The following is a 24740-nucleotide window of genomic DNA, read 5'->3' as shown; positions in this document are numbered from 1 at the left end:
TCAGCCCTCCGCAATGATGTCGGTGAGCGCGTCGACGCCCTCACGCGTACCGACGGCGACGAGTGTGTCCCCGATGGCCAGTCGAAAATCCGGTTCCGGCGACGGGTGCGCGCTGTGGGTGCGCAGTACCGCCACGATGGACGCCCCGGTCCGTGTCCGTGCCCGCGTCTCCCCCAGCAGCCGCCCGCCGTACGGGGAGCGGGACCCGAGCGGGATGTGCTCGGTGACGAGGTCGATGCCATCGGTCCGTACGGCGTCGATGGGCGCCGGATCGATGAGGTGCGCGAGCGCGGTGGCCTCGGACGTCGTCAGGGGGACGGAGAGTTGGCACGAATCAGGGTCGTCCTGTTCGTAGAACCCGATGAACCGGCGACCGTCGTGGTGGACGACGACCGAAATGTGCTGGCCCGTCTCGGTCGTGAAGTCGTACTGAGCGCCCACTCCGGGCAGTGACGTGCGGCGGGTTCCCATGACTTCCTCCCGAGACGTGCGGCGGTGCGCGCGCACTTGGCGATCTCTTTATCCGGCCATGACCTTATCGGGCGGCGAAAATCCGCCGGGGGGCCGAGGCCGGAAGCCGTGCGGGCAGGTACGGCCGGGTGATCCCACGATCCACCGCCGTGGCCGACTCGCCGCGTGGCCGAAAAGCGCCCTGGTCGTTCGGTTCGCGTACGCGGAGGGGATGGGGGCTACGTGCCGCCCGATCCCGAGCCCGATCCCGAGCCCGCCGCCCGGCGGGCGGTGTCCACCAGACCCTGGAGCGCCGCGAGGTGCCGGGCCAGCGCCTGGCGCCCGGCGGGGGTGAGGGACAGCCAGGTCCGGGGGCGCTTGCCGACGTGCCCCTTGCGTACGTGGAGGTAGCCCGCGGCCTCCAGCGCGGAGGCGTTCTTGCTGAGGACCGAGTCGGAGACCCGGCACCCGTCGCGTACGGCGGCGAACTCGGCCTCGTCGCAGGCGGAGAGGAAGGCGACGAGGGTCAGCCGGGTCGGATGGTGGATGACGCCGTCCAGTGCGGGGGCCTCGTCCTGCGCGGGGGCCTCTTCCTGTGCGGCCCTGGCGTCTCGCGGAGGGCTCTCGCCCGGGGCGGGTCTGTCGCCGGGGGCCGGCCCGTCTCCGCGTACGGGACAATCGCACTGGTCGCCCTGGTCGCCCTGGTCGCCCTGGTCGCCCTGGTCGCCCCGGTCGGCTCTGTCGCTCACGCGAGCGTCCGCAGGGCCCGCCGGACGGCGGCGTTACGGGCGAGGCAAGCCCCCCAGACGCCGATGCCCCATACGGTGAACACACCGATCTGGGTGGCGGATTGACTCACGCCGGCCACCCAGCAGACGAGCCCCGCGATCGCTCCGGCCGCGAAGACGGCGGGCAGCACGACCCGGCTCCGCCGCAGGCGCTGGGGCCAGGACCGCGCCACCAGAACCCCGGCTCCTCGTCGGGCGGCCCGCGCGAGTGCGACGACGACGCCGAGCCCGAGCACCGACACGAGCAGCGCGATCACCGTCGCGACCCCGCCCCGCCCGTCGCTCCAGGCCCGCACCACGCTCGGCCCCACCAGGGCGACCGCGGCGGCCGGCCCGTACCAGGCAGGCGTCAGCCCCGCCCGGAGCCCGGCCCGCTCTTGCGCCAGCCGTACGTCGCTCAGCGCACCGGCCGCGTACTCGGCCGAGGCGTCGAGGGCCGCGCCTTCGTTCTCCCGCGACGGCGACGGCGACGGCGACGGCGACGGCGACGGCGACGGCGACGGCGACGGTGAGGAGGGCGTGGACATGGACATACGGGGACCTTCCCGGGGGTGCGGGTGACCTGCGGATGTTCATGATGACATTCACTTTCCACCAAGGAAAGTACTTTCTTCGGTGACGCGGCGCTCCTGCGGGGGCCGCCTGGCCGCAGCAGCCGCTCAGGTCCGAGCGGAGAGCACGGGCGCGAGCAGCTCCAGGGCGTCCTCCCAGGGGAAAGGGGCCGCCTCGCCGGACTTGGGCGTGTGCGGGGTGCGGGGGCTGACGAGGACGCCCATGCCGCGCAGCCTCCGCAGGCTCTCGGCGTACGCGGGGTGCGCGGCGAGGGAGGAGTTCACGGCCGGGAGGACGGCGGTGGGGACGCCGAGCCCGTACGCCTCGCAGAGGATGCCGAGGGCCAGGGTGTCCGAGATCCCGGCCGCCCACTTGTTGATGGTGTTGAACGTGGCGGGCGCGACCGCGATGGCATCCGGGTCCGGCAGCGGGCGGGGGTCGCCCGGGGCGCGCCAGCCGGAGCGGATCGGATACCCGGTCCGCGCCTCGACCGCCGCCACGTCGAGGAACCCGAGCCCCTGCGGGGTGGCGACGACGCCCACCTCCCACCCGGCGTCCTGCGCGGCGGCGAACAGCCGGTCGGCGTCACGGGCGACCCCGGCCGCGCAGACGACGACGTACAGGAACGGCTTGCGGGCCGGCCGGCCGGACTGATCGCTCACGAGGACTCCCCTGGATCGCTGATGCGCGTGCGGTGTGGTGTGGTGAGGTGAGGTGACGCGAGGCGACGTGAGGTGATCTCTGCCCTCCCCGACCGATGAGTTTCCCCTCTCCGTGGGGTCTCACCCCCGTCGTTGACCGCACTGAAGCAGGAGAAACGCGTGACTCAGCTGCTGAAAGTCCAGAACTTCACCGTCTCCAGCGACGGCATCGCGGCCGGTGAGGACCAGACACTGGAGCGGCCGTTCGGTCACGTCGACCCCGAGCGGCTCTTCTCCTGGGCCGGGGCCACGGCGAGCTGGCCGAACCGCACGGAACCGGGCGGCAGCCGGGGCCTGGACGACTACCTCACCCGGGACTTCGCCCACAACATCGGGGCGGAGATCATGGGCCGCAACAAGTTCGGCCCCCAGCGCGGACCTTGGGAGAACCACGAGTGGCAGGGCTGGTGGGGCGAGGAACCCCCGTTCCACACCCCGGTGTTCGTGATGACCCACCACACGCGCCCTTCGTTCACGCTCTCCGACACCACGTTCCACTTCGTGGACGGAGACCCGGCATCGGTCCTCGGCCGGGCGCGGGAAGCGGCGGGCGGCAAGGACGTCCGGCTCGGTGGCGGCGTCACCACGATCCGCGAGTTCCTCGACGCCGACCTGATCGACACCCTGCACGTGGCGGTCGCCCCGGTGAAGCTGGGCACCGGCCTGCGGCTGTGGGACTCACCGGACGACCTGCGCGACCGCTACCACCTGGACGTCGTCCCGAGCCCGAGTGGCATGACACATCACCTGTTCTGGCGGAAGTGACGGCGAGGGTCGGCCGAATCCACGAAGTGCGGGGCGGAGCCGCCGGGGATCGTGGAGAGTCGTTTGCGTAGTCATCCGAGTGCGCAGAGGTACGGAGTGCATTCGGACACCGCGCGCTGCCCACCCGCAGCGTCCGGAAACCGCGCGCTGCCCACTCGCAGCCACCCCGAAAAGGACTTCTGTCATGTCGCTCTTCGAACCTCGACACGCTCCCGCCGGCGATGTGGGCGCGGCGCTTATGCTGATCGATTCCCGGCTCAGGACCGTCCACGCGGGCAAGAGCGGGACCGACCCCGAACAGGAGCAGCTGATCCAGCAACTGCTCTCGTCACTCGGCCCGGAGGGCATCGACGACGTGCGGGACGGAACATGCACGCTCATCTACCTGTACATGAAGTGGCTCCGGGAGGCCCACGAGGCGCACGAGAAGGATGTCGTCGAATACGTGGTGCCGACTCTCGTCACCTCCCTGAAGATGCTGCCGAAGAGTGTCCCGCCCGAGGCCGTACCCACGATGGCGGGCCTGGCCATCGCGGCTGCCACCGGCCTGAGCCCCACCCTCTGGCGCAAGCAGTACGGCGACTGGACGGAAGCAGAACTGACCCCGCTGGAGGCGACGGCGTTCCTGCTAGCCGAACACATCAACCGTATGACGGGCGACCAGAACTTCGCGACCTGCATGATCACGGAGGCGCTGACGCAGGTGGAGTCGGGGGCGGAGTAGGAGGGGTGGGCGAGGATTGGCCGCTGCGGGGCCTGGAGGAAGACAGTCCGGGCTTCGCAGCTCCGGCCGTCGCGCATACCGACACCAGCCGGAGCGGCGGGCCGTCCACGACTCCGCCTGGGCTCGCCCCTCAGCGGTGGTCGAGCGGGCCGCCTCACCCCGCGCGGAAGACGACCGCCGTGCCGAGTGCCGCCTTCGCCGGTACGAAGAAGTCGCCGGTCGGTGTTTCCCGCAGCGGGATGCCGTTGCGGTGGAGCAGGTCCCGGGCCAGGGGGAGATCGCGCACCGTTACGGTGTACGCCACCAGAGCCGGGAGTGCGGGCGGTTCCTCGCCGTGGAGACGCGTCGTGTCGTGTGACATGAAGTTCACAGTAACGGGCGTGCAAAGAGACGGAGTTGGGGCGGCGGGCGGCGTCCCCGATGCCCCTCCCTCACCAGCTCAGCAGCGTTCTCATCGTCTCCTCCGTCAGTCCCCGCGCCGGGTCCGTGGCCACCAACAGCGTTCGTACCGCGCGGGATTCCGCCCACGCCCGGCCTTCCGCCGTGTGCGCGTCGTCCACCCAGGCCGTCGGGCGGTCCCCCGCGAAGGCCGCGATCGGCGGCACCTTCTCCGCCGGGGCGAAGGGGGTCGGGGGGAAGCGGATCACCGGTAGCGGCGGGAGGCCGAGGAACGGGGACAGGTACGTGTTCGCCTCGTCCTCCCAGCCGGTGGCCCACGCCAGGTCGAAGCGGTCGGCGAGGAGCGCCAGCCAGGGGGCGTGCGCGTCGTTCAGGCGGACCGGGGGGTCGTCGTCGGGGAAGAAGCCGTGCTCGCGGTAGCCGGGTGGGCAGGCCGGGGCGGCGAAGGGGTTCAGTACGCCGTCCACGTCCAGGAGGAGCAGCGGGCGTGGGGGGTGCGTCGCGTGCGTGTGGTCGTCGTCGCGCATGCGTCCACGGAACCAGTAAGTCACCTGGTCGGGTGGGGTGTTCCGCCTTTTGGTCCTCGCGCCTCTGCGGCTGCGGTACCGTGATCGCGTCATCACGCTCTGTGTGTACCCGCACATGGGGCGGCCCCCGGTGGTGTTCGTAGCACCGAGCCGAGGGCCTTCACCCAACTAGTGGAAGTGCAGGTCCACCGGGATGCTTTGGCATGCTATCGCGCCGTCTCGGCGCTACACGAAGGCTTCGCACGATGTCGTGCGTCATCCGCGTCTGTGCAGTGACGCGAAGGTTCTGATTCTCTACGTTCAGGGGTTGCCGGACGGCTGTACGGATCTGGCGTTGTCCGAGCACGCCCGGAAGCTGGGCATCAAGGGGCGGGCGTTCCAGCGGGTCAAGGAGCAGTTGGTCATGTGCGGGTTCGTGCATGAGCGGCGGGTCTGCGGAGAGCGGGGGCGTTGGGCGACGCAGCAGTTGTTCGCCAACGTGCCGTTGGCCGAGGCCGAGGTCCTGGGGCTGTGGTGTGACGCGGGTATCCATGCCGGTGACGCCTCGTCTCCGGGTGCGCGGTTTCCGACCGTCGGTCAGCCGAGGGGTCGGACCGTCGGTCATCAACTACCGGTGGACGAAGAACGGGAGAAGAACTCTTCCCACCCACCCACCGAAGCCCCGGACGCGAACGCGGCACAGGTGTCGGAGGTGTCGGAACCGCTGACCGACGAAGAAGTCGAAGCCGAACGGATGTTGCTGTCGTTGCGGCACGCGAGCCACGGGCTCCGCCTCGGTGTCGCCGAGGCTCGTTCGCTCCTCGCGCAGACGGTGGAGTGGCTGCGGCGCGGGGTCTCCGGGGGTGAGTTGCGCCTTGTGCTGAGCAGCAATCTGCCGCCGGACGGGGTCCGGTGCGCCGTGGGGTTCCTGCGGCACCGGCTGGAGCAGAAGATGCCCGAGGCCGTCGTCTCCGTACCCGACGCCGAACCGGTGCCTCCGCCCTCGGACCCGCCGCCCCCGTCCCCGCCTGCCGTTCCCCCGTACGTCGCGCCCCTCGTCACCTGCGCGGGGCCCGGGACCGAGCACGTCTTCCGGGCCATGGCCGAGGAGACCGAGTGCCCCGACTGCCAGCAGGCCGCCGCCTGGGCCCGCTGGGCCGAGCGCCGGGCCGCGGACCTCGGCGTCGACCTCGCCGACGACGCGGCGGCCGCCGTGGAGGCCGGGCGTGACCCGGACGGGTGGCGGGGACGGCTCGCCGCCGCGGCGGCTGCCGCGGGAGTGCCCGGGGGGCCCGGGGCTCTGTAGCGGGTGCTGCCGCAACCGGCAGGAACTCAAGGCCTCGCGCGGTGGGGGCCTTTCGTCACGCCAACGTCAGGTGACCTGGCCCACAAGAAGGGCCTTGCCTCATACCCTGACAGTGACGAGCTGTGCAGAGAGGGGCGAGGCCATGCGTAAAGATGCTACCCCGGGCCCGTACACCGACCCGATGGGATTCGGTCAGCGGATGCAGATGCTCCGGACCCGACGCGGGATGAGCCGGCCGGTCACGGCGGGGCTGCTCGGCATGTCCCCCTCGTGGGTGAAACAGCTGGAGCGAGGAGAGATCGGCATGCCGAAACTCCCGGTGGTGCTGCGGATCGCTGAGCTGCTGCGGGTGCGGGACCTGTCGGACCTGACCGGGGACCAGTCGGCGCCGATCGATCTGTTCATCGGGCCGGGTCACTCCCGGCTGCCCGCGGTGCGGGACGCGGTGAACGCCCTGACACTGGACGGGGACCAGCAGGCACCGTCGGCGGTGCACCTCGCGGCCCGGCTGACGAAGGCGTGGACGGCGCGGCATGAGGCACCCAACCACCGGGAGGTCATCGGCGAGCTGCTGCCCGGCCTGATCCGTGACGCCCAACTCGCGGTGCGGCAGGCGGACACGGGGGCCGACCGCCGGGCGGCGCAGGCCGTGCTGTCCGAGGTCTACTCGCTGTCGCAGTTCTTCATCGCGTATCAGCCTGACAGTTCCTTGCTGTGGCGGGTGGCCGAGCGGGGCATGGTCGCGGCGCAGGAGTCCGAGGACCCGCACACGATCGGGGTCGCCGCCTGGCTGGCCGCACAGGCGCACCGTGACTCGGGCCCGGCGCACTTCGACGCTGCGGACGCCCTGACCCGCGAGGCACTGGCCTACCTGGAACCGACCCTGCCCGACGCGGACAACCGTACGGCGGCAATCACTGGCGCCCTGCAACACGAGGCCGGATACACGGCCGCCCGGCGGGGAGAGAGGGGCACTGCGTGGGGGTGGTGGGACAAGGCGCGCGCCACGGCCGACCGTCTACCCCCGGCCTACTACCACCCGGTGACCTCGTTCTCCCAGGCCATCATGGGCGCGCACGCGGTCACCATCGCGGTGGAGCTCCGGGCCGGCGGGGAGTCCGTGCGGCAGGCGGTTGCCTCGGACACCACGACGATCCCGTCCCGGCCGCGCCTGGCCCGGCATCGGATCGAGGAGGCCCGCGCGTACCAGCTGGACGGGCAGCCCGAAACGGCGCTCGCGGCGCTGGAACGCGCGCACAAGGCGGCCCCGGAGACGATCCGCTACAACGGCTACGCCCGCCGGATCGTGCTGGAGGAAACCGAGTCTCGGGTTCCGGCACGACGGCAGCGCGCTGCGGTGCTGGCTGAGCAGCTGGGCCTGCTGGCCGCATAGATCGAACGGATGGGCGAGGGGCAGGAATCCTGCCCCTCGCTCGCTGCTCCCGCTCCTACGGTCTGAGGACTACTCCGACGACCGAGGGGGCACCGTGGCCACGCGCCGGCTACCGGCAGTCCACACCATCAGCGAGCAGCAGCAGCGAGGTTGGGCGTGCGTCTGGTGCCGGACACCGCTCGGCACCGGGCTGGGTGTCGACCTCGGGGAGCAGCGCGTCACCCCTACCGGCGGCGCCGCGTACCTGTGGTTTCCCCGCGAGTGCCTGGACCGGGGCGTGTGCACCTGGCGGTCTGCCGGATGACGCCGGTGGGCGAGCAAGCTCCAGTCCGGCCGCGCGCCGGGTACACGTCGCCGGAGTGCCGCGCCGCCGTCGACTGGCCCGAGGGGCACCGGCTGTGCTCGGGCAATCAGCAGACCCTCGTGGGCACCGCCGTGGCCGAGCGGCTGCGCTGCGCCTGCACCTGCCACCAGGAGGCCCGCCGATGATCTGTGGCCGTTGCGACAAGTCGATCGCCGAGGGGGAGGGCGAGCACGTCCCCCTCGCCAGCGGACCCGGGGCCGGGGCGACGGTGGTGCCGCACCGTGGCGGCTGCCGGGTCGCCCGCTCCCATCCGACGACGTATCCGGCGAAGCGTCGCTGAGCTCCAGCCCGCCTAGACTGGCTCGGCCGCCACGGAAGGAATGATCACAAATGCGACCCGCGCGATTCCAGGACTTCGTTCTCGACCTAGCCAAGAACAGCCCCGGCGTGACCCGCGTCCAGACGGTCGCAGAGGCCGGAGAGGCCGGCTTCCCCTTCGGTCTCGTCATCGTCACCGCCGCAGGCGAGTCCCGCTGGCAGATCATCGGGCAGCTCGCCGACGGCGAGAAGCACGAGCACGCCGACACCCCCGTTGAGTACGACCCGCTTCCGGCCGGCCCCGAGCCCCAGCCCGGTGGCAACCCAGAGGCGTGGATGGCTGCGGTGATCGGGCGGTCCGAGTCCCGGGAGATCGCCGGCGTCACCCGCTGGTCGACCCGTGAAGGCGAGCGGCCGGACAGCCTCGGCATGACCGTGGCTTTCCACAACGGAGCGAAGGCCTTCGTGCGGAAGGTCTGACGACTCCCCGTCCGGGCGACCGGTTCGGGGCGCAAGTGCACCACCTGTCAGCACCACCCCCAGACGAGGAGGAACTGATATGTGCAGTCACGCAACTCCGGGCCACCGGTTCGACCCGGGCCTTACCGAGGGTAACTGCCCGGTGTGCGGCGCGGGCGTCGGCAGCGAACCCGGCACCCCGACGACCAGCCACCAGGCCGGCGGCACGGGAACCGAGATGTGCCCCGGTAGCGGCGCCCCCGCGCTGTAGCACTCTCGTCCGGCCTGCCCCCGTGGGCTGGACGTCATACAGCCGCTGCCTCTCGCGCGGCAGGGGCTGCACCATGCGTCGACCTACTGGTCGTCGATCTCCCGCTGGTCCCAGGAGACCGGCATCGAGGTCGAGGTGGACCGGCTGACCGGCGTCTACAAGTACACCGTCCGGGGCATCGTCGCCCTGGTCTTCCGCTGCCGCGTCGAAGGCGGCCACGAGCATTATCGGCGCAGGGGCGCAGGGGCGCAGGGGCGCAGGGGCGCAGGGGCGCAGTGCTGCCGGACTTGGCGGGCGATCGGGGCGAGGCGTCGAGACCCCGAGCAGGTCGTGGCGTACGGCAGGGAGGCCGTCGCCCTGGCGCGATCCTCCGGATCCGGATACGTCGTCCGTAGACTCCGAAAGCTGTACGGCGAGTTCGGTCCCCTGCACCGTGACCACCGCGTAGCGCGGCTGGGGGCGGACATCGCCGCGCTGGGTACACCGTGACGAGAGGGAATGGCATGTCGCAGACCGAGGGTGCACGACTGTTCCGGGAAGCCTGGATCGCGGGAGTGCGCCGCCATTTCCCCGGTGAGCCGAAGGCCGGTTACGTCACCCCGTGGGAGGACACCCCGCAGTGGGAGCGAGAGGCGGCCGGGGCTGTGTACGAGCAGGTGCGCCAGTTCGTCGAGATCAGCGGCGGGCATGTTTCCCGGCTCTCGCGTGAACAGCGCGGGCGCTTCGTCGCTACCTGCTGGACGGCCCAGATGTTCAAGCACTTCGATGATCCCAAGCCGGGCTACGTCGCGGACTGGCCCGACCTCCCGGCCTGGCAGCAGGAAACCGACGCCGACATTTTCGACGCCATCGAGAAGGGGTAGCTGCCGCCGCCGGGGCGGGGGAGTCGGGGGGACCGAAGGCCCAGCGCTTTGTACCGGGCCCCTACCCCCGCCCCACCACCACCCCCGCCCGGTCGATGCAGATCACGTCCACCTCCACCGGCGCACCCCGCAGGACGGACAGCGCCTCGTCGCGGGCTCGGGCGGCGACCAGGTCGCCGAGGGGGACGCCCGCCGCTTCGCAGAGGCGCAGGGCCTCCAGGCCCGTGTTGGCGGTGGTGATCCGGGAAGCCAGCTCCTCGTCCGCCCCGCCCGTCCGGGCCAGGTCGGCCAGGAAGGGCTTGTCGACCTGGGAGCGGGCCGAGTGGAGGTCCAGGTGGCCCGCCGCCAGTTTGGAGAGCTTGGCGAAGCCGCCGCAGATCGTGAGGCGGGCGACGGGGTGCCGGCGTACGTATTTCAGGACCGCGCCCGCGAAGTCGCCCATGTCCAGCAGCGCGATGTCCGGCAGGCCGTACTCCGACACCACCGTCTTCTCCGACGTCGAGCCCGTGCAGCCCGCCACATGGGCCAGGCCCGCCGCCCGCGCCACGTCCACGCCCCGGCGGATCGAGTCGATCCACGCCGAGCACGAGTAGGGGACGACGACTCCCGTGGTGCCCAGGATCGACAGGCCGCCCAGGATGCCGAGCCGGCCGTTCCACGTCGAGCGGGCGATCTCCTCGCCGTGGTCGACCGAGACCGTGATCTCCACGTCCCCCGTCCCGCCGTGCTCCGCCGCCACCCGCTCCACGTGCTCGCGCATCAGCCGGCGTGGGACCGGGTTCACCGCGGGCTCACCGACGTCGAGGGGCAGGCCGGGGAGGGTGACCGTGCCCACGCCCGGGCCCGCCCGGAACACCACGCCGGAACCCGGCGGCAGTCTCCGTACGGTCGACCGGACCAGCGCCCCGTGCGTCACGTCCGGGTCGTCGCCCGCGTCCTTCACCACTCCCGCCGTCGCCACCGCCTCACCCGGCCCGGCCGTCAGCTCCTCCACCGCCAGCGCGAACGCCGGTGTCTGGCCCTTCGGCAGGGTGATGGTCACCGGGTCCGGGAAGTCGCCGGTCAGCAGCGCCGTGTACGCGGCCGTCGTCGCCGCCGTCGCACAGGCCCCGGTCGTCCAGCCGGGGCGCAGGCCCGTGTGTTTGAGTTGGGCACTGCGACCGCCCCGCGCCTCAGCGTTCATGAGAGAGTCCGTTCCGATGCTGCCTGTTCTGCCTGCTCTGCCTGTTCCGCCTGTGCATGTGCTTGTTCTGGGGGGTACGACCGAGGCGCGCAGGCTGGCCGAGCACCTGGTCGCCCATGACCCGGGGGTCCGGGTCACCACCTCGCTCGCCGGGCGGGTCTCCGCTCCCCGGCTGCCGCCGGGTGACGTGCGCGTCGGCGGGTTCGGAGGGCCCGAGGGGCTCGCCGCCTGGGTGCGTGAGCACGGTGTGGACGCCGTCGTCGATGCCACCCACCCCTTCGCCGCGACCATGAGCCGGAACGCGGCCGAGGCCGCCGCACAGGCCCATGTTCCTCTCCTCGCCCTCCGCCGGCCCGGCTGGGTCGCCCAGGACAGTGACTGCTGGCACACCGCCGGAACGCTCGCCGAGGCCGCCGGGCTGCTGCCCGCACTCGGCGAGCGGGTCTTCCTCACCACCGGGCGGATGGGGCTCGCCGCCTTCGCCGACCTGGACGATCTGTGGTTCCTCGCGCGGTCCGTCGACGCGCCGGAACCGCCCTGTCCGGCCCGGATGGAGGTCCTGCTCGACCGGGGACCGTTCGAACTCCGGGGGGAGCTCGATCTCATCCGCCGCCATCGGATCGATGTGCTCGTCACCAAGGACAGCGGCGGGGACGCCACCGCCCCCAAGCTCACCGCCGCCCGTGAAGCCGGGATTCCCGTCGTCGTCGTCCGGCGGCCACCGGTACCGGAAGGGGTGCCGGTGGCCGCGACGCCCGACGAGGCCCTCCAGTGGGTGCGGAAGCTCTACGCCTCCGGGTAGCGGCGCGGCGTCCACACGATGGACCGGTCCGCGCCGGCACCGCCCCTCCGCACCCACCGGGTCTGCGACGAGCCCACGATCAGCAGCGTCCGCATGTCCACCTCCGCCGGGTCGACGTCGGCCAGCCGCACCGTCCGTACGCTCTCCGCCGGGCCGCCCACATCGCGCGCCAGCACCACCGGGGTGTCCGGCGAGCGGTGCTCCAGGAGCAGGTCGCGGGCCTTGCCGACCTGCCACGTACGGGACTTGGAGCCCGGGTTGTACAGCGCCAGCACCAGGTCCGCCGAGGCCGCCGCGCGCAGGCGCTCCGCGATGACCTCCCACGGCTTGAGCCGGTCCGAGAGGGAGATCGTGGCGTAGTCGTGGCCCAGGGGCGCACCCGCGCGGGCCGCCGCCGCGTTGGCCGCGGTGACCCCGGGGAGGACCCGTACGGGGATGTCCGCGTACGTGTCCTGCGAGGCCACCTCCAGCACCGCCGTCGCCATCGCGAAGACCCCGGGGTCGCCGCCGGAGACCACCGCGACCCGGTGGCCCCGCCGGGCCAGGTCCAGGGCGAACTCGGCGCGCTCCGACTCCACCTTGTTGTCCGAGCCGTGCCGCGCCTGACCGGGACGGACCGGCACCCGGTCCAGATAGGTCGTGTAGCCGACCACGGCGTCGGCGGCGGCGAGCGCCCCCCGCGTCTCCGGCGTCAGCCACAGCGGGCCCGCCGGTCCCGTGCCCACGACCACGACCCCGCCGTCGGCCTCTCCGGACGGGCGCGGCACGTCGACGCGGCTCGGCAGCACCGCCACCGAGAAGTATGGGACGGACGCCGGGTCGATGTCCGCCAGGTCCCCCGTGCGCTCCCCGGCCATCGTCGCCCGCTCCACGTACCGGGCCTCCGCCAGCCTCCCCGACGCCTCGAACGCCCCGCGCACCGCCGGGAACGTACGCCCCAGCTTCATCACCACGGCCGTGTCCGTGGCGGCGAGACGGGCCGTCAGCTCCTCCTCCGGGAGGGTGCCGGGAAGGATCGTGAGGATCTCCTCGCCCTCGACCAGGGGGGTGCCGAGGCGGGCCGCCGCCGCGCTGACGGACGTGACGCCCGGGATGACCTCGGTGGTGTAGCGGTCGGCCAGGCGCTTGTGCATGTGCATGTACGAGCCGTAGAACATCGGGTCGCCCTCGGCGAGCACCGCGACGGTCAGACCCGCGTCCAGGTGCGCCGCGAGGCGGGCCGCGGCCTTCTCGTAGAACTCCTCCAGCGCGCCCCGGTAGCCGCCCGGGTGGTCCGTGGTCTCCGTCGTGACGGGGTAGACCAGGGCCTCCTCGATGTGGTCGGGCCGCAGGTGCGCCGCCGCGATGGACCGGGCGATCGAGCGGCCGTGCCGGGCGCTGTGGTACGCGACGACGTCGGCCTCACCGATGGCCTGGACGGCCCGCAGCGTCATCAGGTTCGGGTCGCCGGGGCCGAGCCCGACACCGTAGAGCCTGCCGGTACTGGTGTCTTTCACCGGAGAAGTCACTACTCCTCCTCGCTCGCGATGGCGTTGATCGCCGCCGCCGCTATCGCGCTGCCGCCGCGCCGGCCGCGCACGATCAGGTGCTCCAGGCCCGACGGGTGCTCGGCCAGGGCCTCCTTGGACTCCATCGCGCCGACGAAGCCGACCGGGACGCCGATGACGGCGGCCGGGCGCGGGGCGCCCTCCTCGATCATCTCCAGCAGCCGGAACAGGGCGGTAGGGGCGTTGCCGACCGCGACCACCGCCCCCTCCATCCGGTCCCGCCACAGCTCCAGGGCCGCCGCGCTGCGCGTGGTCCCCATCTTCGCGGCCAGCTCCGGCACGGACGGGTCCGACAGCGTGCACACCACGTCGTTGTCCGCGGGCAGCCGCTTGCGGGTGACCCCGCTGGCCACCATCGCCACGTCGCAGAGGATCGGCGCGCCGGACCGCAGGGCCGCGCGGGCGTCGGCCACGGCGTTCGGCGAGAAGGCGAGGTCCGTTACGAGGTCGACCATGCCGCAGGCGTGGATCATCCGGACGGCGACCTGGCTCACGTCGGCGGGCAGCCCGGCCAGATCCGCCTCCGCGCGGATGGTGGCGAAGGACTGGCGGTAGATCGCCGGTCCGTCCTTCTCGTACTGGTGCACAGTGCTGTCGCTTTCTTCTGCCGGTGTAGCCGGTATGGGGAGGGGAGTGGGCTCAGGTGCGGGCCGCGGCCACCGCCGCGGCGAGTGCCGCCGGGTCGTTCCGGACCGCCGCCCGGGGGGCACGGTGTTCGCCCCGTACGTGCGAGATCCGGTGTCCGTCGGGCGTGACGACCACGTCGATCCACTCCCCGTGGGGGTGGCCGCAGCGGCGTTCGCACCCGGACCAGTACACAGGGAGCCGTCCGACCGGCCCGACAGCGGCCCCCGCTTCGGCCCGCACGTCGGACAGCGACTTCGCGCAGCCGGGGTGGCCGATGCAGGCGCCGACGCCGGTCCACGGGGAGTCCGGGCCGGTGATCAGCCCTGCCGCCGCCAGCGTGTCCAGCGTCTCGGCCGCGGGCCCGGACCGCCCGGACCGCCCGGAGGGTCTGGAGGGTCCGGACCGCCCGGAGGGTCCGGACTGCCCGAAGGGGCCGGGGATGACGATCCCGCGCCACGGGGTGAGCCGCAGCTCGTAACCGGACCGCTCGTTCCCGTACCGCCGGGCCGTTTCGGTGAGCAGCCTCCACTGGGCGGGGGCCAGGCGGCCCAGCGGTACGCCGACGCTGATCGCGGTCACGGTCGCTTCCGGGGTCGCTGCCGCTGACGGGGGCGCTGTCGTTGTCGTGGGCGTGCTGGTGTCCGGTGCGGTGACCGGGCCCGGGGCCGGAACCTTCGGCGCCCCCGGGCGGGGGCGGTGAACAGCCGGGCCCGCCGTCGCCCCGATGGTGCGGACCAGCGCGGCGCGTACGTCCTCGGGCAGGTCCTTCACGCGCCACGCGCCGGAGTCCCGGGCGGCGCGGAGGAATGCCTCGGCGGCCAGGAGCGCGGCGCGCGGGCCGTCCGCCGCCGGCAGCCGGAACACCTCGTCGGCGGCCCCGACCCGCAGGAGGCAGTCGCCGCCCTCCGCGATCAGCGTCACGTCCGCGCCCAGCGCGTCCACGTCACCGCGGCCCGCGTCGAGGGCGAAGAGGAAGCGGCCGGAGAGCGCGGCGGCGGCGGCCGACCCGCACACCAGGCCGTCCAGCTCGGACAACCAGCCGCCGAGCGAGGGCGATCCGTCGAGTCCGGCGAGCGGCGAGGCCACGATGTTGCGGGCCCGCTCGTGCGCGGCCGACGGCAGCAGCCCGGCGGCGCCGAGCAGTTCGGCCGGCCCGCCGCCGCACTCCGCGTCGAGGCCGCGCAGCTGTACGTTGCCCCGCGAGGTGAGATGCAGCTCACCGTCCCCGAACCGGCCGGCCACCGCGAGCAGCGCGTCCGCCCGGTCCGCGCTCAGCACCCCGCCGGGGACGCGTACCCGGGCCAGCGCACCGTCGTCGGCCCGGTGCAGCCGCAGCGTCCCCGGGCAGGCGTCGCCGCCGTCGCGGGGGGATGCGCCGCCCACGGAAAGGGGCGAGGGGGCGGGATCGGGCATGGCGGCGAGCATACCGACCGGGCCGGTCCCGTCGACGGGTCCGCTCCTGTGACCTCCGGGACAGCGGGTGAGGCCGAACCGTGGCAACGGGGTGGGACCGGCCAGTGGGACAGACCTGCGGGGGCAGATATGCGGGCAGACCAGGGGGACCGGCCTGCGGGACCGGCCTGCGGGGCAGACCATGGGGGGCAGACCATGGGGGACAGACCTGGGGGCCGCCCTGCGGGTCTGTCCCGCGGGACAGACCCGCGGGACAGACACGGGCAGGCTCGACCCGCTGGTCAGCGGGGTACGGGCAGCCGCCGTGCCCGTGTGCGGTGATCACCGCCGCACCCCCGCCCCCTGCCCCTGTCCCGCTCCGCCGCTTAGGATGCAGGCGGTGGTCCGTTCAGGCCGCCATCGCCAGACGGCGACAGGGGAGGAAGCCCGGTGAGATTCCGGCGCGGTCCCGCCACTGTGAGCACGGCCGCCACCACCGGCCGGGCGAGTCAGGAACTCCCTTCCCCGAGCGCCCGGTTCCCGAGCCGGACGCAGCGCCCGGCTTCCGAGCCGGACGTGGGGAGACCCTCCGACACCGCCCGGGGCGTGGACACCCCGAGGAAGGCCTGACGCAGCATGATTCTGCTCCTGTCGACGTCCGACACCGACCTCCTGAGCGCCCGCGCTTCCGAGGGGCCCGTCAGCTACCGGTACGCCAACCCCTCCCGCGTCTCCCTCGACGGACTGCCGGACCTCCTGGACGGCGTCGACCTCGTCGTCGTACGCCTCCTCGGCGGCGTCCGGGCCTGGCAGGAAGGGCTCGACGCGGTGCTGGCCACCGGCCGCCCCGTCGTCGTGCTGACCGGTGAGCAGGCCCCCGACGCCCAGTTGATGGCCGCCTCCACCGTGCCGATCGGCATCGCCGCCGAGGCGCACGCCTACCTCGCGCACGGCGGGCCCGCCAACCTGGAGCAGCTGGCCCGGTTCCTCTCCGACACCGTGCTGCTGACCGGCCACGGCTTCGAGCCGCCCGCCCCGGCCCCCGCGTGGGGGCCGCTGGAGCGGGAGGCCCTTGAGGTGGCCGAGGGCGCGCCGACGGTCGCCGTCCTCTACTACCGCGCCCACCACATGAGCGGGAACACCGCGTTCATCGACGCGCTGTGCACGGCGGTGGAGGACGCCGGCGCCCGGCCGCTCCCGCTGTACGTCGCCTCCCTCCGTACGCCGGAGACCGAACTGATCGACGCGCTCCGCGCCGCCGACGCCATCGTGACCACCGTCCTCGCGGCGGGCGGCACCAAGCCCGCCGAGGCGTCGGCCGGCGGCGACGACGAGTCGTGGGACGCGGGCGCGCTCACCGGGCTCGACGTGCCGATCCTCCAGGCGCTCTGCCTCACCAGCCCGCGCAGCGCCTGGGAGGAGAACGACGAGGGCGTCTCCCCGCTGGACGCGGCCACCCAGATCGCGGTGCCGGAGTTCGACGGCCGGCTGATCACCGTCCCCTTCTCCTTCAAGGAGATCGACGAGGACGGGCTCCCGGCGTACGTCGCCGACGCCGAGCGCGCGGCCCGGGTCGCCGGGATCGCCGTACGGCACGCGAAGCTGCGGCACATCCCGAACGCGGAGAAGCGCATCGCGCTCGTGCTCTCCGCCTACCCGACCAAGCACTCCCGGATCGGTAACGCGGTCGGGCTCGACACCCCCGCCAGCGCCGTCGCCCTGCTGCGGCGGCTGCGCGCCGAGGGGTACGACTTCGGCCCGGAGGCCGACATCCCGGGGCTGGTCTCCGGCGACGGCGACGAGCTGATCTACGCGCTGATCGAGGCGGGCGGTCACGACCAGGAGTGGCTGACCGACGAGCAGTTGGCCAAGAACCCGGTCCGTATCCCGGCCGCCGACTACCGCCGCTGGTTCGCCACCCTCCCCGAGGAGCTGCGCCTCGCCGTGGAGCGGCACTGGGGCCCGGCTCCCGGCGAGATGTTCGTCGACCGGTCGGCCAACCCGGAGGGCGACATCGTCCTCGCGGCCCTGCGGCGCGGCAACCTCCTCATCCTCATCCAGCCGCCGCGCGGCTTCGGCGAGAACCCGATCGCGATCTACCACGACCCCGATCTGCCGCCCTCGCACCACTACCTGGCCGCCTACCGCTGGATCGCCGCCTCCGCCGACGACAACGGCTTCGGGGCGGACGCCATGATCCACCTCGGCAAGCACGGGAACCTGGAGTGGCTGCCCGGCAAGAACGCGGGGCTCTCCGCCGCCTGCGGTCCGGACGCGGCCCTCGGCGACCTGCCGCTGATCTACCCGTTCCTCGTCAACGACCCGGGCGAGGGCACGCAGGCCAAGCGGCGCGTCCACGCCACGCTGATCGACCACCTGGTGCCGCCGATGGCCCGCGCCGACAGCTACGGCGACATCGCCCGCCTTGAGCAACTCCTCGACGAGCACGCCCAGATCGCCGCGATGGACCCGGCGAAGCTGCCCGCGATCCGCGCGCAGATCTGGACGCTGATCCAGGCCGCGAAGCTCGACCACGACCTCGGCCTGGAGGACCGGCCGGAGGACGAGGGCTTCGACGACTTCATCATGCATCTCGACGGCTGGCTCTGCGAGATCAAGGACGTCCAGATCCGCGACGGGCTCCATGTGCTGGGCAACCCGCCCGCCGGGAACGACCGGGTCAACCTGGTGCTCGCCGTTCTCCGCGCCCGCCAGATCTGGGGCGGCACGGCCTCGCTGCCGGGGCTGCGCGAGGCGCTCGGCCTCGACGAGTCGGCCGCCACCCGCACCGCCGCCGACACCATCGAGGAGCAGGCCCGCGCGCTCGTCCAGGCGATGGACGACGCCGACTGGGACCCGGCCGCGGTGGCGTCCGTCGCCGCCGGGCTGCCGGACGCGGTGGCCGACATCCTCACCTTCGCGGCCACCGAGGTCGTCCCGCGCATGGCAGCCACGACCGACGAACTTACGCACGCCGTCCACGCGTTGAACGGCGGCTTCGTCCCCGCCGGCCCGTCCGGCTCCCCGCTGCGCGGCCTGGTCAACGTCCTCCCCACCGGCCGTAACTTCTACTCCGTGGACCCGAAGGCCGTCCCCTCCAAGCTGGCCTGGGAGACCGGCCAGGCGCTGGCGGACTCGCTCCTGACCCGCTACCGCACCGACAACGGCGACTGGCCCACCTCGGTCGGCCTCTCCCTCTGGGGCACCAGCGCGATGCGCACGGCGGGCGACGACATCGCCGAGGCGTTCGCCCTGCTCGGCATCCGCCCCGTCTGGGACGACGCCTCCCGCCGCGTGACGGGCCTGGAACCCATCCCGTACGCGGAGCTGGGCCGCCCCCGGATCGACGTGACGCTGCGCATCTCGGGCTTCTTCCGCGACGCGTTCCCCCACACGGTCGGGCTGCTGGACGACGCCGTACGGCTGGCCGCCTCGCTGGACGAGCCCGCCGAGCAGAACCACGTACGGGCGCACACCCAGGCCGACCTGGCCGACCACGGCGACGAACGCCGGGCCACCACCCGGATCTTCGGCTCCCGCCCCGGCACCTACGGCGCGGGCCTCCTCCAGCTCATCGACTCCCGCGACTGGCGCACCGACGCCGACCTCGCCGAGGTCTACACGGTCTGGGGCGGTTACGCCTACGGCCGTGAGCTGGACGGCCGCCCGGCCCGCGAGGAGATGGAGAGCGCCTACCGGCGCATCGAGGTCGCCGCGAAGAACACCGACACCCGCGAGCACGACATCGCGGACTCCGACGACTACTTCCAGTACCACGGCGGCATGGTGGCCGCCGTGCGCGCGCTCAAGGGCAAGGCCCCGGAGGCCTACATCGGGGACTCCACCCGTCCCGAGACCGTCCGCACGCGGACGCTCGTCGAGGAGACGTCCCGTGTCTTCCGCGCCCGGGTCGTCAACCCGAAGTGGATCGAGGCGATGCGCCGCCACGGCTACAAGGGCGCGTTCGAGCTGGCGGCCACCGTCGACTATCTCTTCGGGTACGACGCCACGACCGGCGTCGTCGCCGACTGGATGTACGACAAGCTCACCGAGACGTACGTCCTGGACCCGGAGAACCGGCAGTTCCTCCAGGAGGCCAACCCCTGGGCCCTGCACGGCATCGCGGAACGCCTTCTGGAGGCCGAGTCGCGCGGTATGTGGGCCAAGCCCGACCCGGCGGTGCTGGACGCGCTGCGCCAGGTGTACCTGGAGACGGAAGGGAACCTGGAGGGCGAGGACTGACCCTGGCGTATTTCTTCCGCCGCCCCCTGCCCCGGATCGCCCCCGACCGGCACAATCACGGTCATGGGGACCATGGGGCAGGGGCCGGCCGGACAGGACGCGCTTGATGTCAACGAGCATGCGGTACGCGGGAGTTCGGTGATGCGCAGGATTCTCGAAGCCCTGCGCCTGACGGTCGTGTCGGGAGTGATCGGCGCGGCGATCGCGGCCGTCGTGGTCGGCGCGATCCTGGAGGAGCTGCCCGTCGTCCTCACCGGGGTCGGGGGCCTGGTCCTCGTCGTCCTGATCGCCGCCGTCGTCGGGCGGTGGGCGCCGGGCCCCGGCACGCCGCCGGTGACCCGGACCGCCCTCGCCCGGATCGAGGACCTGCGGGCCACGAGCGGCGAATCCGCCGACGTACCGGTGGACTTCCGGCTGACCGTGGCGCCGGAGCCGGAGGACGGCAGGCCGGCGTACCGCGTGAACATCGACGAGCGCATCAACCTGGCTGATCTCCCCGTCTACCGGCCGCGTGGCATCGCCGTCGTGGAGTACCGCCCGGACGAGCCCTGGGAGGTGCGGATCGTCACCCGCCCGACCCCGGAGTGGAGCCGCCGGGCCGATGAGGCGGAGATCGACTCCGCGCCCGAGTCCACGCTGGTGGAGAAGCCGGGGCCCAGCGAGAGCTCCTGGTGCGGGCTGATGCTCATCATGTTCCTGGCGGGTGCGGCGCTGGTGGTGTTCCTCTTCCGGGGCGAGCTGTTCACGTCCGAGGACGGCACGGGGCCCTCGTCGAAGCAGCCCTCCGTCACGTCGTCCGCCTCCTCCTCCCGGACGTTCACCTCGACCACCACCGTCTCCGGGCCCTCCTCCTCGATGCTGGTCCTCGGGCGGATGCGGGAGACGGCCGCGGAGCTGGAGGCCCGCGTGGGCACTTCGGAGGTCACCGCGATCACCATCGAGGAACGCCGCATGAGGATCCGTGGCGACGTCGCCCGCCCGGCCGGCGAGACGATGCACGTCCAGATGCTCCCGTACGAGCTGTTCCCCGCGCTGGTCCACGAGGCCCGCACGACCCTGGGCGTCCGCGAACCGAAGAGCTGGCGCATCGACGTGACGCCCGGCGCCGGTCTGGGAGAAGGCCCCCGGGTCCGGGTCACGGTGACCGGGAAGGAGGGCACCGCCCACCTGGACGCGGACGCGACGGCCCGGGTCGTGGACCGGCGTCCGGTGGGGGAGGCGAAGAAGGGCGGCTGACGCGGGTGCCGACGGGGGCGGCCCATTTCCCCGTTTCCTGCTCGACCCGTCTCCACATTTCAAGACGTCCGCCGCCACCCGGCGGGAGCGGCACCGACCCGGAACTGCGGGCCCTGCCGCTGACCTTCTCCCGCACCGGGCCGTGGCCCTGGCCTCGCTACCGGTCGGCCACGCGGTCCAGGACGTTCTCGGCCAGCCCCTTGAACTCCCGGTAGCAGGTCTGTACGTACTTCTGGGTGCTGCCGAGCGCGCCGTCCGCGGCTTTGAGTTCGAACATCGGCTTCCTCGCGTCGTGTGCGAGAGGCATCAGGCTGCGGTAGTTGCGCAGTGTCGCGATGTGATGGAGAGCGTCTTGGGACGAAGGGTCCTTCGTGTTCAGCACGGCGGAGGAGTAGACGTGCGGAATGCGTCCGAGCCAGCGCTCGTAGGCTTTCACGGGGCGGTCCAGACGCATTTCCGGCTGCATGATCACGTATCCCAGCGGTGTCATCTCCGCCGGGGGCGCCGAGATCCCCGCCGGCACCTGGGGCAGGACGACCTGACGCCAGTTGTGCCGCCACTCCCGGAGCGTCGGCCCCAGGTTGCTGAGTCCCTTGAGGGAGAACAGATCGGCGGCGAGCGGCATCAGCACGCTGTCTGCGGCGATCAACGCCGCGCGGTTGATGGCACCGAGGTTGGGGCCGACGTCGATGAGCACGATATCGGCCTCCACGGACGCGGCGGCGTGCTCGATCATGCGGTGGAACGCGGTGGTGGTCCGGATCGCGGCGATGTCCCCGGCGAACGACTTGAACCACTCGTTCGAGAGCTTGTCCTCGAACCGGCTCAGGTCCAGGCTTCCGGGAAGCAGCCACAGCCCGGGCTTCAGCAGGACCGGCTCCACCAAGGCGACGTCGCCCGTGCCCTCCAGGATGGGTCGTACCGCGTCGGCGACGGTCCGGCCCTCACGGATACGTCCCGTGCCGTTCGGTTTCGCCGGTACGAGGCCCTGGGCGATCAGTTCCGAAGGGTTCGACCACAGGTCTTCGATCTCGCTCTCGTCCAGACACACGGACGTCAGGTTGGCCTGCGGATCGAGGTCCACGGCCAGGACGTTCCGGCCGAGGCGGCCCATCATGTGCGCCAGGTGATAGGCGAGGGTGGTCTTGCCGACGCCCCCCTTGTTGTTGAAAAGCGCGATCGACGTCGCGGTCATACGACCCTCCTGAGGGTCACGGCCCAGGACGAGTCGTCCACCTGGAACTCGGCGGGCGGATTTCCGTTGCGCTCCAGCGCCGCCCGCACCCTGCCGATGCCACGGCCGAAGCGGTTGACGTAACCGAGCCCCTTCAAGGCGGCTGCGAGCGACGGGTTGCGGTAGTCCGTCACCAGATCGAAGTTGTCGTCCCGTACCTGGCCGAACGGCCCGCCCGGATTGGTGACCTCGATGCGGTCGTCGAACCAGACGATGCGGGTCGGGGCGTAGGAGGTCTCGTAGTTCCGGTGCATCAGGGCGTTCATGCAGATCTCCCGCAGTGCTTCCAACGGGTAGTCCGGTTGCGGGGTCTCCCGAAAGCCGTCTCCGACGATCCGGGTCCTCAGATTGCTGCGCAGGAGAGGTTCGAGTCGGGCAGCCGTGCCGATCAGATTCTGCCGCAACTCCTGCTCGTCGGCGACGGGCGCGTCGAGGTCGACCCCTTCGTACCGCACGAACTGGACGTACGCCCCCGGGATGCTGCTGGACGGGTCGAGCCCGAGGGCCAGCAGGCCGAGTGCGGTGGGTGTGCCGTCCGGCGTGGCGAGATGGCAAGAGGCCAGCTGGACATCGAGCGGGCGGCCGTTCTCCTCGATCACCTCGGGATCGACCATGGAAGGCAGATAGGAACGCTGGAACAGATCGAGGTCCAGATCGTCGCGCGTCGCGCGGGCCACGGGCCGGACGTCGAACGGCCCGTCCCCCGACCGGCGGCGCTCGGACAGCACGCGTTCGTCCTCCCGCCCGGCCCGTCGGGTGGTGGGTCCCGGCCGGACCCAGACCACGCCGTCGCACCGTACGGGCGGCGCGGCCGAGGCTTCCACGCGCAGGTGCACGACCGGCTTGCCCTTGTAGCGGGCTATGCGGACGGTGAGCGACGGCCGGTCGAGAATGCGGCCGTCGTCCCGGAGGTCGGTCAGGGCCAGCAGCGCGCGATCGCTCGTGTCGACATCGTCCACCGGATCTCCGGCGTCGTTCACGCCCACAAGGATGTCACCGCCCCCATGGCCACAGAGGTCGTTGGCCATGGCGCACACGGCCGTGGCGATGGCGTCACCGCGCTTGCCTTCCCGCTTCGCCGTGCGCTTGAACTCCAGCGTCGTGCTCTCGCGGGTGCCCAGAACTTCGGCCAGATCATCGTTGCTCACAGTGCGCATCCTCTCAGTTCCCGGCGGGCCGGACAGTGGAAGCGCGGGTGCCCGCCGGGAGGCCCCGGACTGGGGACAGCGGGCGAAGCGCGCGACGGGCCGCCGGAAGGAGGAGCCCTTCTGCGCGGAGAGCTCCACCTGCTTCCGCCTGGGTACCGACGCCGACGGCAACGCCTGCACAGCGGTCGCCGGGCAGGCGAGGGCCTACCTGACGGGCACCCGGGAGGCGCTGAGCACCCTCCTCCGGGACACCGAGGCAGGGAAGGCCGACCACCTGGTGCAGTGCTCGCTCCTCTCGCTCCCGACCGGCTCCCCGAGCCGACGTGAGCCGTTGCTCCGCGACCCGGAAATCGCCTGGAAAGAGACGCCCCGGCCGGGCAGAGTGGGCGGATGACGACCCCCGCCCGCGCGTTCCTGCCCGGACTCGCCCTGTCCAGGATCCTCTACGAGGAGGCCGTGCGGCCGATCCTCGACGCGGAGTACCCCGGCCTGCGGTACGCCGCCGCCCGGATCGGCTCCGGCTCCGAGGTGCTCGGCTTCGACACCGCCCGGTCGGCGGACCATGATTGGGGCCCGCGCCTGGACCTGTTCCTGGAACCGGCCGATGCCGCCGCGCACGGGGAGCGGCTGCGCCGCCTGCTCGCCGAGCGGCTGCCCAAGCAGGTGCGCGGCTGGCCGACGCACTTCCGGCACGCCGACCCGGACGACCCGGTCGGGCACATGGAGCTGACGGACGGCCCGGTCCACCACCGCGTCGTCGTCGCCGACGTCGGCGGGTGGCTGCACGATCGGCTCGGCCTCCGCCCCGGCCCCGGCGGGGAGCCGCCCGCGCCGGCGGTCCCCGACTGGCTGGCCATGCCGCAGCAGAGGCTGGCGGAGACCACGGGCGGCGCGGTGTTCCACGACGGGGTCGGCACGCTGACCCGGGCGCGGCAGGAGCTGGCCTGGTACCCGGACGAGGTGTGGCGCTATCTGCTGGCCTGCCAGTGGCAGCGGATCTCCCAGGAGGAGGCGTTCGTCGGACGCTGCGCCGAGGTGGGGGACGAGCTGGGGTCCGCCGTGGTCGCGGGGCGGCTCGTGCGGGACCTGATGCGCCTGTGCCTGCTCCTCGCCCGGGAGTACGCGCCGTACGGCAAGTGGCTCGGCAGCGCCTTCGCCCGGCTGCCCGGGGCCGACGAGCTGCTGCCCGCCCTGCGGGGGGCCGTCACGGCCACGGACCACCCGGCACGCGAACGGCACCTCGGCGACGCGTACGAGGCCGTGGCCGCGCTCCAGAACGGTTCGGGCCTCGCGGAGGCGGTGGACCCCGGGCGGCGCCCGTACCACGGCCGCCCGTTCCAGGTGCTGCACGCCGAGCGCTTCGCCCACGCCCTGGCCCGGACCATCACCGACCCGGAACTGCGGGCCCTGCCGCTGACCGGGAGCGTGGACCAGTGGGCGGACAGCACGGACTTCCTCGGGCGGCAGGGGCCCGTGCGGGCCGCGGTCGACGCGCTCGGCGGCTGACGGGGCCCGCACCACCGGACGGGC

Annotated in this window: 25 protein-coding genes and 1 riboswitch; of the genes, 13 read left to right on the top strand and 12 right to left on the bottom strand. The window is 72.6% G+C overall.

Features of this window, described 5'->3' with window-relative positions; translation table 11 throughout:
- The 4 genes from D581_RS0110560 to D581_RS0110545 all read right to left on the bottom strand — a co-directional run bounded on the left by D581_RS0110560 (position 1) and on the right by D581_RS0110545 (position 2452).
- Complete coding sequence (locus D581_RS0110560; protein WP_026290397.1) at positions 1 to 471, bottom strand: cation:proton antiporter regulatory subunit; 471 nt, start codon at positions 469 to 471, stop codon at positions 1 to 3.
- Between the two features lie 218 nt (positions 472 to 689).
- Entirely contained in the window at positions 690 to 1199 is a 510-nt protein-coding gene (locus tag D581_RS1000000142030; RefSeq protein WP_018957196.1) for a winged helix-turn-helix domain-containing protein, read from the bottom strand.
- Positions 1196 to 1771, bottom strand: a complete 576-nt coding sequence (locus D581_RS0110550) for a hypothetical protein (RefSeq protein WP_018957195.1) — start codon at positions 1769 to 1771, stop codon at positions 1196 to 1198. The genes D581_RS1000000142030 and D581_RS0110550 overlap by 4 nt, the downstream gene beginning before the upstream one ends.
- 126 nt (positions 1772 to 1897) lie before the next feature.
- Positions 1898 to 2452, bottom strand: coding sequence for a flavoprotein (locus tag D581_RS0110545; protein ID WP_018957194.1), 555 nt, complete (start codon positions 2450 to 2452; stop codon positions 1898 to 1900).
- A 159-nt stretch (positions 2453 to 2611) separates the two neighbouring features.
- Between D581_RS0110545 and D581_RS0110540 the strand changes: the two genes are divergently transcribed.
- On the top strand, positions 2612 to 3256 hold the full coding sequence (locus tag D581_RS0110540) for a dihydrofolate reductase family protein (RefSeq protein WP_026290396.1): 645 nt from the start codon (positions 2612 to 2614) through the stop codon (positions 3254 to 3256).
- Between the two features lie 238 nt (positions 3257 to 3494).
- Positions 3495 to 3980: a hypothetical protein gene (locus D581_RS0110535; protein WP_018957192.1), complete on the top strand. Its 486-nt coding sequence runs from the start codon at positions 3495 to 3497 to the stop codon at positions 3978 to 3980.
- Between the two features lie 154 nt (positions 3981 to 4134).
- Here D581_RS0110535 and D581_RS0110530 read toward each other — a convergent pair whose 3' ends face one another.
- On the bottom strand, positions 4135 to 4341 hold the full coding sequence (locus tag D581_RS0110530; protein WP_018957191.1) for a hypothetical protein: 207 nt from the start codon (positions 4339 to 4341) through the stop codon (positions 4135 to 4137).
- Between the two features lie 70 nt (positions 4342 to 4411).
- A complete protein-coding gene (locus tag D581_RS0110525; protein WP_018957190.1) occupies positions 4412 to 4906 on the bottom strand; it encodes an HAD domain-containing protein in 495 nt (164 codons plus the stop codon).
- Positions 4907 to 5099: 193 nt separating this feature from the next.
- Between D581_RS0110525 and D581_RS0110520 the strand changes: the two genes are divergently transcribed.
- From D581_RS0110520 to D581_RS0110490, 6 genes are all read left to right on the top strand, one after another.
- Positions 5100 to 6191: a hypothetical protein gene (locus tag D581_RS0110520; RefSeq protein ID WP_018957189.1), complete on the top strand. Its 1092-nt coding sequence runs from the start codon at positions 5100 to 5102 to the stop codon at positions 6189 to 6191.
- A 142-nt stretch (positions 6192 to 6333) separates the two neighbouring features.
- Positions 6334 to 7584 carry a helix-turn-helix domain-containing protein gene (locus D581_RS0110515; RefSeq protein WP_026290394.1) on the top strand — a complete coding sequence of 417 codons (1251 nt, stop codon included), beginning with the start codon at positions 6334 to 6336 and terminating at the stop codon, positions 7582 to 7584.
- A 309-nt stretch (positions 7585 to 7893) separates the two neighbouring features.
- On the top strand, positions 7894 to 8073 hold the full coding sequence (locus tag D581_RS0110510; protein WP_158688595.1) for a hypothetical protein: 180 nt from the start codon (positions 7894 to 7896) through the stop codon (positions 8071 to 8073).
- Positions 8070 to 8228: a hypothetical protein gene (locus tag D581_RS1000000141610; RefSeq protein ID WP_018957186.1), complete on the top strand. Its 159-nt coding sequence runs from the start codon at positions 8070 to 8072 to the stop codon at positions 8226 to 8228. Before D581_RS0110510 ends, D581_RS1000000141610 begins: the two co-directional genes overlap by 4 nt.
- A 50-nt stretch (positions 8229 to 8278) precedes the next feature.
- Positions 8279 to 8686, top strand: a complete 408-nt coding sequence (locus tag D581_RS0110500; RefSeq protein ID WP_018957185.1) for a hypothetical protein — start codon at positions 8279 to 8281, stop codon at positions 8684 to 8686.
- A 753-nt stretch (positions 8687 to 9439) separates the two neighbouring features.
- Positions 9440 to 9799, top strand: coding sequence for a hypothetical protein (locus D581_RS0110490; RefSeq protein WP_018957184.1), 360 nt, complete (start codon positions 9440 to 9442; stop codon positions 9797 to 9799).
- Positions 9800 to 9860: 61 nt separating this feature from the next.
- Here the strand turns inward: D581_RS0110490 and D581_RS0110485 are convergent, their stop codons facing one another.
- Positions 9861 to 10982 carry a cobalt-precorrin-5B (C(1))-methyltransferase gene (locus D581_RS0110485; protein WP_018957183.1) on the bottom strand — a complete coding sequence of 374 codons (1122 nt, stop codon included), beginning with the start codon at positions 10980 to 10982 and terminating at the stop codon, positions 9861 to 9863.
- Between the two features lie 16 nt (positions 10983 to 10998).
- Between D581_RS0110485 and D581_RS0110480 the strand changes: the two genes are divergently transcribed.
- Positions 10999 to 11784, top strand: coding sequence for a cobalt-precorrin-6A reductase (locus D581_RS0110480; RefSeq protein ID WP_051114569.1), 786 nt, complete (start codon positions 10999 to 11001; stop codon positions 11782 to 11784).
- On the opposite strand, the gene D581_RS0110475 is transcribed toward D581_RS0110480, so the two are convergent.
- Genes D581_RS0110475 through D581_RS0110465 form a run of 3 tightly spaced genes read right to left on the bottom strand, consistent with a single transcriptional unit; the run spans position 11769 to position 15383 of the window.
- Positions 11769 to 13280 carry a precorrin-2 C(20)-methyltransferase gene (locus tag D581_RS0110475; RefSeq protein WP_018957181.1) on the bottom strand — a complete coding sequence of 504 codons (1512 nt, stop codon included), beginning with the start codon at positions 13278 to 13280 and terminating at the stop codon, positions 11769 to 11771. The genes D581_RS0110480 and D581_RS0110475 overlap by 16 nt on opposite strands.
- Positions 13281 to 13291: 11 nt before the next feature.
- Entirely contained in the window at positions 13292 to 13918 is a 627-nt protein-coding gene (locus tag D581_RS0110470) for a precorrin-8X methylmutase (protein ID WP_018957180.1), read from the bottom strand.
- 52 nt (positions 13919 to 13970) lie between these two features.
- Positions 13971 to 15383 carry a cobalamin biosynthesis protein CobG gene (locus D581_RS0110465; RefSeq protein WP_018957179.1) on the bottom strand — a complete coding sequence of 471 codons (1413 nt, stop codon included), beginning with the start codon at positions 15381 to 15383 and terminating at the stop codon, positions 13971 to 13973.
- Positions 15384 to 15789: 406 nt separating this feature from the next.
- A riboswitch (cobalamin riboswitch) is annotated at positions 15790 to 15869 on the top strand.
- Positions 15870 to 15986: 117 nt separating this feature from the next.
- Here D581_RS0110465 and cobN point away from each other — a divergent pair.
- Positions 15987 to 19592, top strand: a complete 3606-nt coding sequence (gene cobN / locus D581_RS0110455) for a cobaltochelatase subunit CobN (protein ID WP_018957177.1) — start codon at positions 15987 to 15989, stop codon at positions 19590 to 19592.
- 63 nt (positions 19593 to 19655) lie between these two features.
- On the top strand, positions 19656 to 20828 hold the full coding sequence (locus D581_RS0110450; protein ID WP_032752648.1) for a hypothetical protein: 1173 nt from the start codon (positions 19656 to 19658) through the stop codon (positions 20826 to 20828).
- Between the two features lie 157 nt (positions 20829 to 20985).
- On the opposite strand, the gene D581_RS0110445 is transcribed toward D581_RS0110450, so the two are convergent.
- Positions 20986 to 22023, bottom strand: a complete 1038-nt coding sequence (locus D581_RS0110445; RefSeq protein ID WP_018957175.1) for an AAA family ATPase — start codon at positions 22021 to 22023, stop codon at positions 20986 to 20988.
- Positions 22020 to 23219, bottom strand: a complete 1200-nt coding sequence (locus D581_RS0110440) for an ATP-binding protein (protein WP_018957174.1) — start codon at positions 23217 to 23219, stop codon at positions 22020 to 22022. The genes D581_RS0110445 and D581_RS0110440 overlap by 4 nt, the downstream gene beginning before the upstream one ends.
- On the opposite strand from D581_RS0110440, the gene D581_RS01000000137085 reads away from it, so the two are divergent.
- Both D581_RS01000000137085 and D581_RS0110430 read left to right on the top strand, forming a co-directional pair.
- Positions 23212 to 23604 carry a hypothetical protein gene (locus tag D581_RS01000000137085; protein ID WP_018957173.1) on the top strand — a complete coding sequence of 131 codons (393 nt, stop codon included), beginning with the start codon at positions 23212 to 23214 and terminating at the stop codon, positions 23602 to 23604. The two genes, D581_RS0110440 and D581_RS01000000137085, sit on opposite strands and share 8 nt — an antisense overlap.
- Positions 23601 to 24716 (top strand): DUF4037 domain-containing protein, encoded by a 1116-nt coding sequence (locus D581_RS0110430; RefSeq protein WP_018957172.1) that lies wholly within the window; start codon positions 23601 to 23603, stop codon positions 24714 to 24716. The genes D581_RS01000000137085 and D581_RS0110430 overlap by 4 nt, the downstream gene beginning before the upstream one ends.
- Positions 24717 to 24740: the final 24 nt, after the last annotated feature.

This window comes from Streptomyces sp. CNB091, from assembly GCF_000377965.1.
The sequence above is the reverse complement of the archived record's forward strand: the minus strand, read 5'-3'. Positions and strand labels throughout refer to the sequence as shown.